The sequence below is a fragment of the Castellaniella sp. genome (assembly GCF_047971665.1).
GTDB lineage: Bacteria > Pseudomonadota > Gammaproteobacteria > Burkholderiales > Burkholderiaceae_B > Castellaniella.
This window is the reverse complement of sequence record NZ_JBKEAA010000014.1, coordinates 37,929-51,863: the sequence shown is the minus strand read 5'-3', so window position 1 is coordinate 51,863 and position 13,935 is coordinate 37,929. Positions and strand designations below refer to the sequence as shown.

The following is a 13,935-nucleotide window of genomic DNA, read 5'->3' as shown; positions in this document are numbered from 1 at the left end:
CTTTCTGCTCCCTCCACACCAACCTCCGCGCAGGAAAGACATGCGGCAATCTATTTCTTCACCCAAGACCTGGGCGGCGTTCGCCGCAACCGGGTATCTTGCGCTGGCGCCAGCCACTGGGCATGCGCGAAGCACTTCCACCAACACGGCTCCCCCCAGTCATCAGGCCGCGCCGTCCGATCAGGCCGCATCCGACCCTGTCGACGCCAACAGCCGCCCCGTGGGCGAGCTCGATGCGGTCACCGTCGTCGGGACCGTCAGTGACCTGCAGGATCTGGATTTCTATGCCCCCAATTCCAGCGCCGTGATCGGCACTCAGGACATCGAAACACAAGGCGCCCGCAAAATCGACGAGGCTCTGCAATATCAAGCGGGCATCTTCAGCGAACCTTTCGGTGCGGACAACAAGGTCGAATGGTTCAAGATCCGGGGCTTCAATGCCTCCACTTCGCTGGATGGCACACCAACGACCCCGAACGGATTCTTCGTCTGGAAACCTGAAATCTTCGGCGTCGAGAAAATAGAAGTGCTGAAAGGACCAAGCGCCCTGGAATTCGGCGCATCCGAGTCCGGCGGCGTGGTCAATCTGGTCACCAAACGGCCTCACAAGGAAGAATCCCTGTTGCTCAATGCCGAGGCCGGCCATCGCGGCCGTCTTGGACTGGGCATCGACTACAACGGAATCGCCAATGAAGCGGGCAACGTCTACTACCGCATCGTTGCCCAGGCCCGTCGCGCCGATAGCATGCAGCGCGAGACGGACATGAAAAGCTACTACCTCGCGCCCAGCCTGACGATCGACTTCAGCGAGCGCACGTCTCTGACGCTGCTGGGCAGCATCCAGCACGAAGAGGGCCATCCCACCAATGGTTTCCTGCCGGCCTACGGCACCCTCATCGACACCCCCTACGGCAAGATCGATCGGCGCCTGAACGCCGGCGAACCCGGCTTCGACCGGCTCAAGCGCACGCAAGTGAGCGCCGGCTGGCTGTTCACCCACAAGATCGCGCCGGACTGGACCTTCACCCAGAACTACAAGTACGCATACCTGGACATCGATCAGCGCAACGTGTTCGCCTATGGTTCGGACGACAATCGCGAACTGTGGCGCGGCTATTCGCTCACCGATGGCAGCACCAACAACCATTACATCGACAACCGGATCAAGGGTCGCGTGCGGCTGGGCAAATCAGTCGAGATCCTGCCCGTCGTCGGCATCGACTACCTGAAGTCCAGCACATCCGGCCGCAACAACGGTTTTGGTTCGGCGCCGAACCTGGACATGTTCAATCCGGTCTATGGCCAGCCCTTCCCGGTCACGGCAACACCCTATAAGCTGCACACCAATCAATGGGGCCTGTATGCCGCCGCCCAGGCACGCATCGGATCGCACTGGAACTTCAACGCCGGCATTCGTCACGACCGCGCCAGAAGCGATGGCTTCATCGATGGAACGAACACCGGCTACGACGTCAGCCGCAACAGCGTGAACGCCGGTGTCATGTACATCAGCGACTACGGCATCTCGCCCTACCTCAGCTATTCCGAATCCTTCAAGCCCATCGCCGGCGTCGACGGTTACGGCAATACCTACCAGCCCTACGTCGGCAAACAAAAGGAAATCGGGATCAAGCTGGACCCCGAATGGCTGAACGGCACCCTGACATTGGCCTACTTCGATATCGAGGAAAAGAACGCCCTGATATCGGATGCATCCAACATCCAGTCGCAAAGCGGCAAACGCACCAACAAAGGGTTTGAACTGCAGGGCGATTTCAAGGTCACGCCCGACACCGACCTCAAGGTCTCCTATACCTACAACCATTCGCGCCAGGACGTCGACAGCAGCCTGACGATCCGCACGCCGCTGATCCCCCGGCACCAGGCCAGCGTCTGGCTGAGCCACCGTCTGACCCTGTCGAACGGCGGCGCGCTGACGCTCGGCGCGGGCGCACGCTACAACGGCTCGACCGAAGACCAGCGCTACTATCCGGGCGAGGCCATCCCCAGCTACACGCTGATCGACTTGATGGCGCGCTATCAGATCGATCGCCGCTGGGCCATACAGCTCAATGCCCGCAACCTGACCGACAAGACCTATGTCAGCGGCTGCGACTTCTACTGCTACTACGGGGGCGAACGGACCGTCGACATGCAGATTCAATATCAATGGCGTTGAGCCTGGATTCAGCCCTGAGCGACCCACGCCCTGCCACGTCCGCCTCGTGGACTGCGCAGGGCATTTTCACCGTGGTGTTCCTGGGCATCGCCGCCGGCCTGCAAATGGCCGACGTGGGCCTGCAGGCCGTCTCCCTGGCCGCCATCCAGGCGAGTTTTGGCGTCAGCGACACCGCCCTGGGCGCGCTGCAAGGTCTGGCGGGCATCCTGATTGCCAGCGCGCTGGCGATTCCGCTGGCGCGATTCGCCGACCGCTACTCACGCAAGCGGGTACTGCTGTGCCTGATCGCTGTCTCGTCCGCGCTGATGTGCCTGAGCGCCGTCGCCCGCGAATTCCCGCTCTTTTTCATCGGCCGCGCAGCGGCGGGCATCACGGAATTCGCCATGGTTCCGCTGGTCTACTCGCTGATCCCCGATCTGGCGCCCGAGCGGCACCGGGTGAGCGCCAACCTCGGGTTCGCGGCCCTCATGGCGGCTGGCGCCAGCGGCGGCTTCTATTTCAGCGACATCCTCCTGTCCACGGCAGGCACGCTGTTTGCCTGGCCTGCCGAACCCTGGCGCAAGGCCTTCCTGCTGCTCGGCATGGCCGGCCTGCCACTGCTGCTGCTCGGCACGCTGACGGCCAACCCCATCCGGCATCTCGGCATGGACGACCGCGAGACGCAAGGTTCGCTGCTCGCCTTTCTGCGACTGCGCTGGCAAGCCATCGGCCTGTTCGTGGGCACGGCCGGCTGCCTGATCACCGCGGTGCAGGCACTCAATCAGTTGATCGCCCTGTCATTGCAGCGCCAGTTCGGCGCCGCCACCGGAGACATCGGCCAGGCCATGGGCCTGATCATCCTGCTCACGAGCGTCGGGTGCCTGCCGGTGGCCGGACTGCTGGACCGCAAGCTCGCCGGGCGTTTCGGACGGGCGGTACGCCCCCTGATCATGGGAATATCAGTGATCGCGGCCATCCCGGCGCTTTTTGTGCTGACAGCCCTGCGCACACTCGATCAGGCGTTCGTCGCGGTCGGACTGTTCCTGTTCATGACCTGCACGGCCAATGCGCTGGTGCCCACCATGCTGCAGGACCTGGCGCCGGCCTCGCTGAGGGCGCGCTGCTTCGCGATCTGGAGTTTCGTGGTCTCGTTGTTCGGCGCCGCCGGCCCGCTGCTGGCCGGCGCATTGTCAGAATGGGTGTTCGACCACCACCTGCTGGGCGCCATCGTCACCGTCGCCCTGCCGGCACTGGCGGTGTCCGCGCTCTGCGCCCTCGGGTCCGTTCACATGGCCAGACGGCACAGGAACCGCCGCGCACTGGCAGGCGAAGGCCCACAATAGCGCCGCCTGCGCGAAGGCGTGGTCCCGACCGGCACTGCCCTGGTGACCACTGTCGGGATCCAGGACCAGGATCGCCGGCCTGTTTCCTGTTCCCCGATGGCGGATGTTGGCCACCAGCTTGGCCGGCTCCCAGTACGGGACACGATCATCCTTCAGCCCGGCCGTGCACAGCACGGGGGGATAGTCTGCCCGGCCGACGTTCTCGTAGGGTGAAATATCGGCGATCCAGTCATAGGCCTTGGGGTCTGCCAGCGGATCGCCCCAGTCCGGACGCAGCAGCGGCACCAGCGGATGATGCGCGTCGCTCATGGTGTTGAGCATATCGACGAACGGCACCTGCGCGATCACCCCCGCCCAGAGTTCCGGCGCCATGTTCATCGCGCCGCAGACCAGCAGCCCGCCGGCCGACACGCCCTGAGCCACGATCCGTCCGGGCTCGGCATAACCGATCACGACGAGATGGCGCGCACAGGCGATGAAATCCGTCATCGAATGCCGCTTTTTTTCGCGGCATCCGTCCTGGTACCAGCGCACGCCCTTTTCTGATCCGCCCCGCACATGTGCGATCGCATACCGGAACCCGGCATCGACAAGCACAGTCGCCGGCCAGGAAAAATCGGATTCCCGGGAAATGCCATAGGCGCCATATCCCGTCAGCAGCAAAGGCTGCGGCCCCTCCGCATCCCTGCGGGACAGCACCGTGACCGGCACGGTTTCTCCGTCGGGCGCCTGCGCCTCGATGCGCTCGACACGGTACGCGGCCGCATCGAAGCCGCAGGGCGCGGCCCGCTCCGCCTCTCGGCGGCGCCCGCTCGTCAAGTCGATGTCGATCCAGCACGGCGGGCTGGCCGGGGCCTGGTGCAGCATGCGGACTTCCCGCGCCCCATACGGCTGGGCGGCGGGAAGCTCGACGCAATACGCCGGCCCATCAAAGCCGATCATCGTCTCCCGCCCATCCAGATGCGTCAGCACGAGACGATGCAGGCCCTGAGCGCGTTCCAGCCGGACGAGCGCCCTGGAAAAAGGATGAATGGCGATGAGGGACACCCCGGGACGACCGGGAACCAGCTCATCGCGCAGAGCGAACGTCACCGGATCGAGCCGCAACAGCTTGCCATCGGCCGCGCCATCGGCATCGGTCAGCATCAGCAGGGCATCGTGCCATTCATTCACTTCATAACGCACCCCTGGCTGGCGCGGCCGGACCGGATCAGGGCGTTCCGTCTCTGCACCGGCGGCGATGAGGCGGACCTCGGCGGTATCCGGGCCCGCTATCGTCAGCGCCACGAAGCGGCCGGCGGCGGTGCGTGCGACCCGCATGAACAACGCGGGATCGGATTCCTCGTAAACGAACGCCGCCTCGCCGCCTTCGACCGGGGAGCGGTACAAGCGGGTCGGGCGGCTGGACGCATCGCGCCAGATCCAGAACAGATAACAAGACGAGGGCGAAAACGTGAAGCCTTCATAGCCGAAGGCATCCGAAGCCACCAGGACGCGGATGTCGCCGCGCTCGATATCGAGCAGGCAGATCCGATGACGATCGTCACCGGTCACATCCTCCGCCCAGGCAAAATAACGGCCGTCCGGACTGGGCTGATGATCCGTCGAGCGATAGTAGGCATGGCCTTTCGCACGCGCGGCCTCGTCGAGCAGGCGCTGCGTCCCGTTCGGCCCGGTTCGGAAAAAGACACGATGGGCGCATCCCTCGGCCAGCTCGGCATGGTAGCGCCAGTCTTCGGGGGACTCCGGCATCGGCTCGCGCATCTGCGGCGCGCCCGAGGCCAGCCGCTCGTAAAACCATTGGACATCGGGTTCCAGGGGGCGCAGGACCGCTTGCGCATACTGCCTCTCGGCCTCCAGGTGCTCGCGCAATCGCACCGGCAGATCGTCCAGCGTGCGCGTGCCGGAGGGCGGGATGAATCTCATCCAGGCGTAGGCATCGGTCCGCACACGGCCGGATTGCCTGACCTCGAGGTTCTCGCGAGGCGCGACGGGAGACCGGACGTCGGGCCAGGCGGCCGCGACGCAGAGCGAAGGGTACGACATAGCTGTGCCTTATCTGATCGAACAATCCTACATGGCGGCCGTGCCTGCCCACTGCCCGACCGGCCGCTTGCTTTGATCCGTATCATTTTTCCATATTTCCTCCTTAATTTGAATTAAGAACAATTCTTGTTTAGAATTCCATTCCTGATTGAGAATTATTTCTATGACATTTGTCAATTCAGGGAGAAATTCGAGTGGAAGAAAATCGCGCATTCAGAACGGGCAAGCTGACGGGCGGACTGGCCACGGCGCTGGCGACCCCCGGCCTGTTCCTGCTGCCCCAGGCAGCCCAGGCCCAGGAAACGGAACCGGACCCGACCCAGCTCAGTCCGATCAAGGTCGAGGGCGAGCGGCCCGCGCCTTTCCTGGTCAAGGAATCCGCTTCCGACAAATTCACCGCGCCCATCCTGGACACTGCCAAGTCCGTGCAGATCATTTCCAAGGAATTGATCCAGAGTCAGGCCGCCACGACGCTGACCGATGTGCTGCGCAATTCTCCCGGCATCACGTTCGGCGCGGGCGAAGGCGGCAATCCGCTGGGCGACCGCCCCTTCATCCGCGGCTATGATGCCCAGTCCAGCACCTTCATCGACGGCATGCGCGACATCGGCGCCACCTCCCGCGAGGTCTTCAATCTGGAGCAGGTCGAAGTCATCAAAGGCGCGGACGGCGCCTTCGCGGGCCGGGGCGGCGCCGGCGGCAGCATCGACCTGATCAGCAAAACGGCCAAGCTGCGCGACTTCACCGACGTATCCCTGGGCGTGGGCACCGCCAACTATTTCCGTCAGACTGTGGACAGCAACTGGCAACTGGGCGAGACCACCGCCTTCCGCCTGAACGCCATGAACCACAGCCAGGACGTGGACGGCCGCGATGCCGTCGACTACAAGCGCTGGGGCGTGGCGCCGACGATCACCTTCGGCCTGGGCACCCCCACGCGCGTGACGCTCAGCTATTTTCACATGGAGTCCGACGATACGCCGGACGGCGGGATTCCGTACACGATTTCACCCAAGGGCTCGAACGACCCCGATTTCGACCGCACGCCCATCACCGATATCGACCGCGACAATTTCTACGGTCTGGAAAGCGATTACCGCCGCACGCGCAACGACATGGGCACGCTGCAGATCGAGCATGACTTCAGCGATCGGCTGACCCTGCGCAACTCGACCCGCTACACCCGCGGCACGCAGCGCTACGTCTGGACGCAGCCTGACGACAGCAAGGGCAATGTGAACAACGGCCTGGTCTGGCGTCGCAACAACAATCGCGACAGCCGCGTCAGCACCTGGGCCAATCAGACCGAGCTGCAGGGCGAATTCAGCACGGGGCAATGGCAGCACCGGTTCCTGACCGGCATCGAACTGTCGGCCGAGGACGGCCGCTCGGGCCGCCTGAACATCGACCGCGGCAGCAGCAAGTGCCCCGACGGCATCGGCGCGGCCGGCAACTATACCTGCACCAGCCTCTACGACCCCGACCCCAGCGACCCCTGGGTCAACCCCCTGAACGGCGGCCCCTCGGGGAACCCCACCTACACCCGCACGCTGACAAAATCGGTCTACGGCTTCGACACGATCGAATTCAATGAGCACTGGCAGGCCACGCTCGGGCTGCGCGTGGATGACTACACGACGCGCAGGGACGCGGCCGGCGGAAACCGCATCGACCGCCACGACACCCTGTTCAACTATCAGCTGGGCCTGGTCTACAAGCCGGCATCCAACGGCAGCATCTACATTTCCTACGGCACGTCATCGACACCGGCCGGTGCCACCCTGGGCGAAGGCAGCGAAACGCAAAGCCTGACCCCGGGACGCGGCGGAGTGGGCCAGAACGCCGCCGACCTGGCGCCGGAAAAGAACCGCACCCTGGAACTGGGCACCAAATGGGATTTCCTGGATGGACGCCTGGGCCTGACCGCCGCCATGTTCCGCGTCGAAACCACCAATGCGCGCATCACGCTGCCTGACAACACCTACGCCATGTCGGGCGACAAGCGCGTAGACGGCTTCGAGCTGGGCCTGTCGGGCAACCTCACGCCGGCATGGCAGATCTACGCGGGCTACACCTACCTGAAGAGCCGCATCGGCGAAAACGGCACGAACAGCGCCTACGAAGGCAACGCATTCCCCAATACGCCGGAAAGCAGCTTCAGCCTGTGGAACACCTACGCCTTCACGCCGCAATTGACGGCTGGCGTCGGCGCCTATTACGTGGACAAGCAGTACGGCAACGAGGCCAACACCATCAGCATCCCGTCCTACTGGCGCTTCGATGCCATGGCGCGCTATCAGGTGAACAAGACTGTTGATCTGCAGATCAACGTGAACAACCTGTCCAACGAGACCTACTACGACAAGGCCTATCCGTCTCATTACGCCTCCATCGCGCCGGGACGCTCGGCCGTGGCCACCCTGAACCTGCACTTCTGACCGTGCGCCCTCTTGCTTCACTGACACCCGGCGCGGCCCGCCCGCGCCGGACGCCGGCCCGCTCCGGGCCGGCGCTCACGGTGACCCCGTCACAGGCCGAAGGCATTGCGCCTTCGGCCTGTGCGCTGGACAGCCGTGCCATCAACCAGGCGCCTGACGACACCCTGGCAGCCAATCTGCAGCGCATTCTGGACGGTCCGCCCGAACAGGCCGCCGCGACCCTGCGCGCGGCGGCCGAGGGCGGCGTCGCGCAAGCGCAGCTGGTCTATGGCCAATGGTTGCTCGATGGCCACGGCGTCGCACGCGATCCGGCCCAGGCCGTGCAATGGTTCGAGCATGCAGCCCGCAAGAATGACCCCATGTCCCTGAACATGCTGGGCCAGTGTCACGCACACGGCTGGGGAGTGCCGGCCAACCCCCTGCTGGCCGCCTACTGGTTTCGCCTGGCGGCGCTGGGCGGTCTGGACTGGGGCATGTACAACTACGCCACCGCCCTGACCCTGGGCCAGGGCGTGACCCAGGACCGCGCCGCCGCGCTGGACTGGTTCCGCCGGGCGGCCGCGGCGGGCCACGCCAAATCCAGCAACATGATCGGCAGTTTCTACGAAGACGGCTGGGTCGTGGAACAGGATGAGGAGACCGCCCTGGCGCATTACCTGGAAGCGGCCCGGGGGGGCGATTTCCGGGGCCAGTTCAACACTGCCCGCCTGTTCATCGCGCGCGGCCAGGTGGGCGATGCCCTCCCCTGGCTGGCGAGGATCCCCGAGACCGCCACGCCGGCCTTTCTGCGCAAGGCTGCCGCATGGCTGCAATCCTGGATCGACGCAACAAGTCGCAACGGCCCCGCGCCGACGCCCGAGGCGATCGCCACGATCCAGCGTCTGATCCTGCACTATGCACAGCACCCGGGCACGCCGGCGCCTGGCGCCGGTGTGCCCGCACCACGCATCCATGCGCCCGTCTCCAATCAATCCTCCTGATCGATCCCCTCATGCTGATCGCCATTCCTGAATTACTGACCCCCGACGAAGTACGCCAGTGCCGCGCCGAGCTGGAAGCAGCGCCCTGGACGGACGGCCGCCGCACAGCAGGTCACGTGGCCACCCACATCAAGGCCAATCGTCAACTTGCGCTCGACGACTCGACGGGCCGCCGGATCGGTGCGCGGATCGTGCAGGCGTTGAGCCAGCATCCCGTCTTCCAGTCCGCCGCCCTGCCCGAACGCATCCTGCCGCCGCGATTCAATCGCTACGAAGGCGGCGAGCACTACGGGTTCCATATCGACAATGCGATCTTCCAGGTCCCGGGGGGAGCGGAACGCATCCGCACCGACGTCTCCACCACGGTCTTTTTCAGCGACCCGGACGAATACGAAGGCGGCGAACTGATCATTCAGGACACCTACGGCGATCAACGCGTCAGGCTGCCCGCCGGGCACGCCGTGGTCTATCCCGGCACCAGCCTGCATCGCGTCACGCCCGTCACCCGGGGGGTGCGCTACGGCGCGTTCTTCTGGACCCAGAGCCTGGTGCGCGACGACAGCCGCCGCGCACTGCTGCTGAACCAGGACATCGCCATCCAGCGCCTGATTCAGGCGGGCGCCGACTCCGAGACCGTCGCCCAGCTCACCGGGGTCTATCACAACCTGCTGCGCATGTGGTCGGAGCTGTAGGGCGTCCTCGCTAATGCCGCAGCCGGAACCAGTTCAACACCGCGTCCAGGGGACTGTGATCCAGCGCGAAACGCGCCTGGGCGCGCACCACGGGCTTGGCTCGATAGGCCACCGAGTAGTAAGCCTGCGCCATCATCGGCAGGTCGTTGGAGCCATCGCCCAGCACAATGACCTGTTCCGGCGCCGCGCCCGTGGCTTCGATCAGCGCCTGCACATAGCGCGCCTTGGCGGCACCATCGACGATGTCGCCCAGCACCCGGCCCGTCAGCATCCCGTCCACGACCTCCAGGGTGTTCGCATGCGCCTCATCCAGCGCCAGCCCCCGGCGCAACCGCTCGGTAAAGAACGTGAACCCGCCGGATACCAGGATCGTCTTCAGGCCATGCGCCCGGACGACCTCGATGAGCCGCTCGGCGCCGGGATTGAGCCGCAGGCGCTGGGCAAAGACCTGTTCCAGCGCGGTTTCCGGCACACCACGCAGCAGCGCCACCCGGCGGCGCAGGCTCTCGGAGAAATCCTTGATCTCGCCTCGCATGGCCGCCTCGGTGATCGCGGCGACCTCAGCCTTGCGGCCCGCCGCGTCGGCGATCTCATCGATGCATTCGATATTGACCAGCGTGGAGTCCATGTCCATGGCCAGCACCCGGCAGTCGCCCAGACGATGCACTGTGTCCAGCCAGGCGGCATCCATGCGAACCGCCGCCGCCTGTGCCAGCGCCTCGTCCCGGCAGCCCGGATCCACCTCCAGCAGGCGCACGGCCGTGGGCCCCAATTCCTGAACGCCGCCCGCGCAGGCCACGGCCGCCAGCCGTTCGATGTCGGCTGCCGCCAGACGCGGCGCCTGCAAAATGATATGTGCCATGGGGAATGTCCTCGGGATTCAGCGCGGCCATTTTACCGTCTGTCCGGCCCCCGCCGCCTGCGGACCGGCCCCGGACGACTGACCCGGCACTCGATCGCGCGCGCAAGATCACGACCCATGGCTTGCCAGTCCATGCATCGCACGGCGCGGGCGGCCGGCATTTTTCACCCGTCTCTCCGGAATCCCTCATGACTGATCCCCTCTGCGCCCAGGACTATGCCGACCTGGCCGGCAAGCGTCTCGAACCGGCCATCCGCTCCTGGCTGGATTCCGGCGGCGCCGACGCGCACACGGCCCGGGCCAATCTCGATGCCTGGCGGGCCCTGCGACTGCGCAGCCATGTGCTGCGCCCTCTGAGCGACGCCCACACCCGGCTGACGCTCTGTGGTCAGACCCTGGCGCATCCGATCCTGATCGCGCCCACCGCCTGGCACGGCCTGGTCCATCCCGATGGCGAGACTGCCACCGCCCTGGCTGCGGCGGCCACCGGCACATCCTACATTCTGAGCGCCCAATCGGGCACGGCCATCGAAACGCTGTCCGCTCTGCCGCAGCCGCCCCTGTTGTGGTTCCAGCTCTATGCCCAGGCCTGCCGCGAGGACACGCTGGCGCTGGCGTCCCGGGCGCTGCAAGCCGGGGCCCGCGCCCTGGTGCTGACGGTGGACGCCCCTGTCAACGGGGTGCGCAACGCTGAACAGCGCAGTGGTTTTCGCGTGCCCGACACGCTGCGCGCCGTGCATCTGGAAGGCCTGTCACCACCGGCCGCCCGGCCCGCCGCCCCGGGTGGCAGCCCGCTGTTCGACAGCGGATTGCTGGATGCTGCGCCCACCTGGGACGACGTGACCTGGCTGCGTCACCATCTGCCCGATGACACGCCTCTGTGGCTGAAAGGCGTGCTGGATGCACAGGACGCGCGCCGTGCCCTGGGCTGCGGCATCGACGGTCTGATCGTGTCCAATCACGGCGGCCGCTGCCTCGATACCCTGCCCTCCACCTGCGAAGCGCTGCCCGCTGTGGCGCGGGCCGTGGCGAACCGTATCCCGCTTCTGGTGGATGGCGGCATTCGCCGGGGCACGGACATTCTCAAGGCGCTGGCGCTGGGCGCCCGGGGAGTGCTGATCGGCCGTCCCGTCCTGCACGCCCTGACAGCGGGGGGGGCGCCCGCCCTGGCGCATCTGATCCAGGTGCTGCGCGGAGAACTGGAAGTCGCGATGGCCCTGACGGGCTGCCGCACGCTGGCCGATATCAGCGCGGACGTCCTGTGGCCGCCCGACGCCCGGGGTCTGGGGCTGGAAGTCCCTAAGGAATGAACAGCGGGCGCGGGGCATGCCCCAGCGCATGGATCCGCGCGTCAGCGCCAGCAGATCAGCGCGAACGGCGGCGCAGCATGTAGCGCCAGACGAACCCGGGATAGCCCAGCACCAGGAACAACGACAAAGTCACGGCATAGAATTCCCAGCGCTGGGGAAAGGCATTGCCCAGATTCAGTTCCAGCGCGAATCCCAGTGTCCCGACCAGCACATAGCCCACCAGGACCTCCAGCAGGCGGTCGAAAAAGGATTTCACGCCCGCCTTCGCCGGGGCATCGGCGCCGGACGGGGTCCGGCGCCAGCCCGGCAGCGCCAGCAGCAAACCGGCGGTCAGCAGGCTGAACAGCAGTTTCAGGAGGAACAGCCCCGTGGTGGCGCCGCCACCGGCAAAGGACCCGCCCACCAGCTTGAGCGTGCCCCAGGACCACAGGCCCAGGGCAGCCAGAAAGATCAGGCCCAGCCCCCAGCGCGTCGGCCCGGAATACGCGGCGCATCCGGCGCTCCAGGGCCATGGCGCCAGCCGCCGTTCCAGCAGGAACGGCAGGTTGGCCATCACCAGAGCGCAGAGGATGACGATCCAGACCGCAGCCGTCAGGGACATCGGTACGGCTGCCGGATCAGAAAGTCAGCGACTGCCGGATGACATCCACGCACAGGGACATCAGACCGCCGGGCAGAATGCCCAGGCCGATCACCAGCAGGCCGTTCAGCGACATCACGCCGCGAGTGGCCAGCGTGCCCGAACCCAGCTTGACATGGTCCTCGGGTTCGTCGAAATAGGCCGTCTTGACCACGCGCAGGTAGTAGAAGGCGCCGATCAGCGAACACATCACGGCGAACACGGCCAGCCAGACATGACCGGCGCCGACCACCGCCTGCAGCACGACCAGCTTGGCGTAGAAGCCCGCCAGCGGCGGGATGCCGGCCAGCGAGAACATGGACAGCAGCAGCACGCCGGCCAGCAGCGGATTGCGGCGGTTCAGGCCCTTGAGGTCGGAGATCTCCTCGCATTCGAAGCCCTGGCGCGACAGCAGCAGGATCAGTCCGAACGTGGACAGCGTGGTCAGCACATAGATGACCACATAGAACAGCGAAGAGCCGTAGGCTGCAACGCTGGCCTGGCCGTCATAGACGCCGGACATCAGCCCCAGGAACACGAAGCCCATCTGACCGATGGTCGAATAGGCCAGCATGCGCTTGAAGTTGGTCTGGGCGATGGCCACGATATTGCCGACGGCCAGCGACAGCACGGCCAGGATCAGCAACATCGGCTGCCAGTCCACGGCGATGCCATGCAGCGCATCGATCAGCAGGCGCAGCGTGATGACGAAGGCCGCGAACTTCGGCGCCGAGCCCACCAGCAGCGTGACCGTGGTCGGCGCGCCCTGATAGACGTCGGGCGTCCACATGTGGAAAGGCGCGGCCGTCATCTTGAAGGCCAGTCCCGAGACGATGAACACCACGCCGAACACCAGCGGCATGCGATCGGCGCCGCCCTCGCGGATCACCTGGCCGATCTCGGCCAGCCCCAGCTGTCCGGTGGCGCCGTAGATCATGGACATGCCATAGAGCAGGATGCCGGAGGCCAGGCAGCCCAGCACATAGTATTTCATCGCGGCCTCGGTCGAGGCCAGATGATCCCGGCGCAGGGCGACCAGACCGTACAGCGCGAAGGACATCAGCTCAACGCCCAGGTACACCGTCAGCATGCTGCCGGCCGAGATCATCACGAACTCGCCCAGCAACGCCAGCAGCGCCAGGGAATACATCTCGCCGCCGCGCGCCACCATGTCGCGTTTCTCGGCGTAGGCGCGACCGTAGATCAGCGTCACGCCCACGGCGATGGCCGACAGGATCTTGAGGAAATGGCCCAGGGAATCCGCCACGTACAGGCTGCCGAAAGTGCGGCCCTGCGTGGCCTCGCCCCATTGCCCCCAGGACACCAGCACGGCGACCAGCACGGTGCCCATGGTCAGCATGAACGTCATGCGCCGCGTCGGTTCGTTGCCGAAGGCATCGATCAGCAGCACGGCCCCGGTCAGCACCAGCAGAACGATCTCGGGAGTCGCCAGCGCGAAGTCGAAAAGATTTTGCATAGTGGTTCAG

The 13,935-nt window shown here is 65.7% G+C and carries 9 protein-coding genes and 1 pseudogene; 6 read left to right on the top strand and 4 right to left on the bottom strand.

Annotated elements, in window-relative coordinates:
- Positions 1-40: 40 nt before the first annotated feature.
- Together ACK5JE_RS04890 and ACK5JE_RS04885 are read left to right on the top strand one after the other, a co-directional pair.
- Positions 41-2,179: a TonB-dependent siderophore receptor gene (locus ACK5JE_RS04890; protein WP_416800574.1), complete on the top strand. Its 2,139-nt coding sequence runs from the start codon at positions 41-43 to the stop codon at positions 2,177-2,179.
- Positions 2,170-3,501 (top strand): MFS transporter, encoded by a 1,332-nt coding sequence (locus tag ACK5JE_RS04885; RefSeq protein WP_416800573.1) that lies wholly within the window; start codon positions 2,170-2,172, stop codon positions 3,499-3,501. The genes ACK5JE_RS04890 and ACK5JE_RS04885 overlap by 10 nt, the downstream gene beginning before the upstream one ends.
- A gap of 30 nt (positions 3,502-3,531) precedes the next feature.
- On the opposite strand, the pseudogene ACK5JE_RS04880 reads toward ACK5JE_RS04885, so the two are convergent.
- Positions 3,532-5,547, bottom strand: a pseudogene (locus ACK5JE_RS04880) (prolyl oligopeptidase family serine peptidase); the annotation flags it as partial.
- Between the two features lie 194 nt (positions 5,548-5,741).
- Between ACK5JE_RS04880 and ACK5JE_RS04875 the strand changes: the two are divergent.
- The 3 genes from ACK5JE_RS04875 (at position 5,742) to ACK5JE_RS04865 (ending at position 9,657) form a co-directional block, all read left to right on the top strand.
- On the top strand, positions 5,742-7,985 hold the full coding sequence (locus ACK5JE_RS04875; RefSeq protein ID WP_416800572.1) for a TonB-dependent receptor: 2,244 nt from the start codon (positions 5,742-5,744) through the stop codon (positions 7,983-7,985).
- 140 nt (positions 7,986-8,125) lie between these two features.
- Entirely contained in the window at positions 8,126-8,965 is an 840-nt protein-coding gene (locus tag ACK5JE_RS04870) for a tetratricopeptide repeat protein (RefSeq protein ID WP_416800659.1), read from the top strand.
- Positions 8,966-8,976: 11 nt separating this feature from the next.
- Complete coding sequence (locus ACK5JE_RS04865) at positions 8,977-9,657, top strand: Fe2+-dependent dioxygenase (RefSeq protein WP_416800571.1); 681 nt, start codon at positions 8,977-8,979, stop codon at positions 9,655-9,657.
- A gap of 10 nt (positions 9,658-9,667) precedes the next feature.
- Here the strand turns inward: ACK5JE_RS04865 and serB are convergent, their stop codons facing one another.
- On the bottom strand, positions 9,668-10,519 hold the full coding sequence (gene serB, locus ACK5JE_RS04860) for a phosphoserine phosphatase SerB (RefSeq protein ID WP_416800570.1): 852 nt from the start codon (positions 10,517-10,519) through the stop codon (positions 9,668-9,670).
- Between the two features lie 188 nt (positions 10,520-10,707).
- Here serB and ACK5JE_RS04855 point away from each other — a divergent pair, with 188 nt between their 5' ends.
- Positions 10,708-11,829 carry an alpha-hydroxy acid oxidase gene (locus ACK5JE_RS04855; protein ID WP_416800569.1) on the top strand — a complete coding sequence of 374 codons (1,122 nt, stop codon included), beginning with the start codon at positions 10,708-10,710 and terminating at the stop codon, positions 11,827-11,829.
- A gap of 55 nt (positions 11,830-11,884) precedes the next feature.
- On the opposite strand, the gene ACK5JE_RS04850 is transcribed toward ACK5JE_RS04855, so the two are convergent.
- Together ACK5JE_RS04850 and nuoN are read right to left on the bottom strand one after the other, a co-directional pair.
- Complete coding sequence (locus ACK5JE_RS04850; RefSeq protein WP_416800658.1) at positions 11,885-12,151, bottom strand: DUF2818 family protein; 267 nt, start codon at positions 12,149-12,151, stop codon at positions 11,885-11,887.
- Between the two features lie 295 nt (positions 12,152-12,446).
- On the bottom strand, positions 12,447-13,925 hold the full coding sequence (nuoN, locus tag ACK5JE_RS04845; RefSeq protein ID WP_416800568.1) for an NADH-quinone oxidoreductase subunit NuoN: 1,479 nt from the start codon (positions 13,923-13,925) through the stop codon (positions 12,447-12,449).
- Between the last annotated feature and the right edge of the window lie 10 nt (positions 13,926-13,935).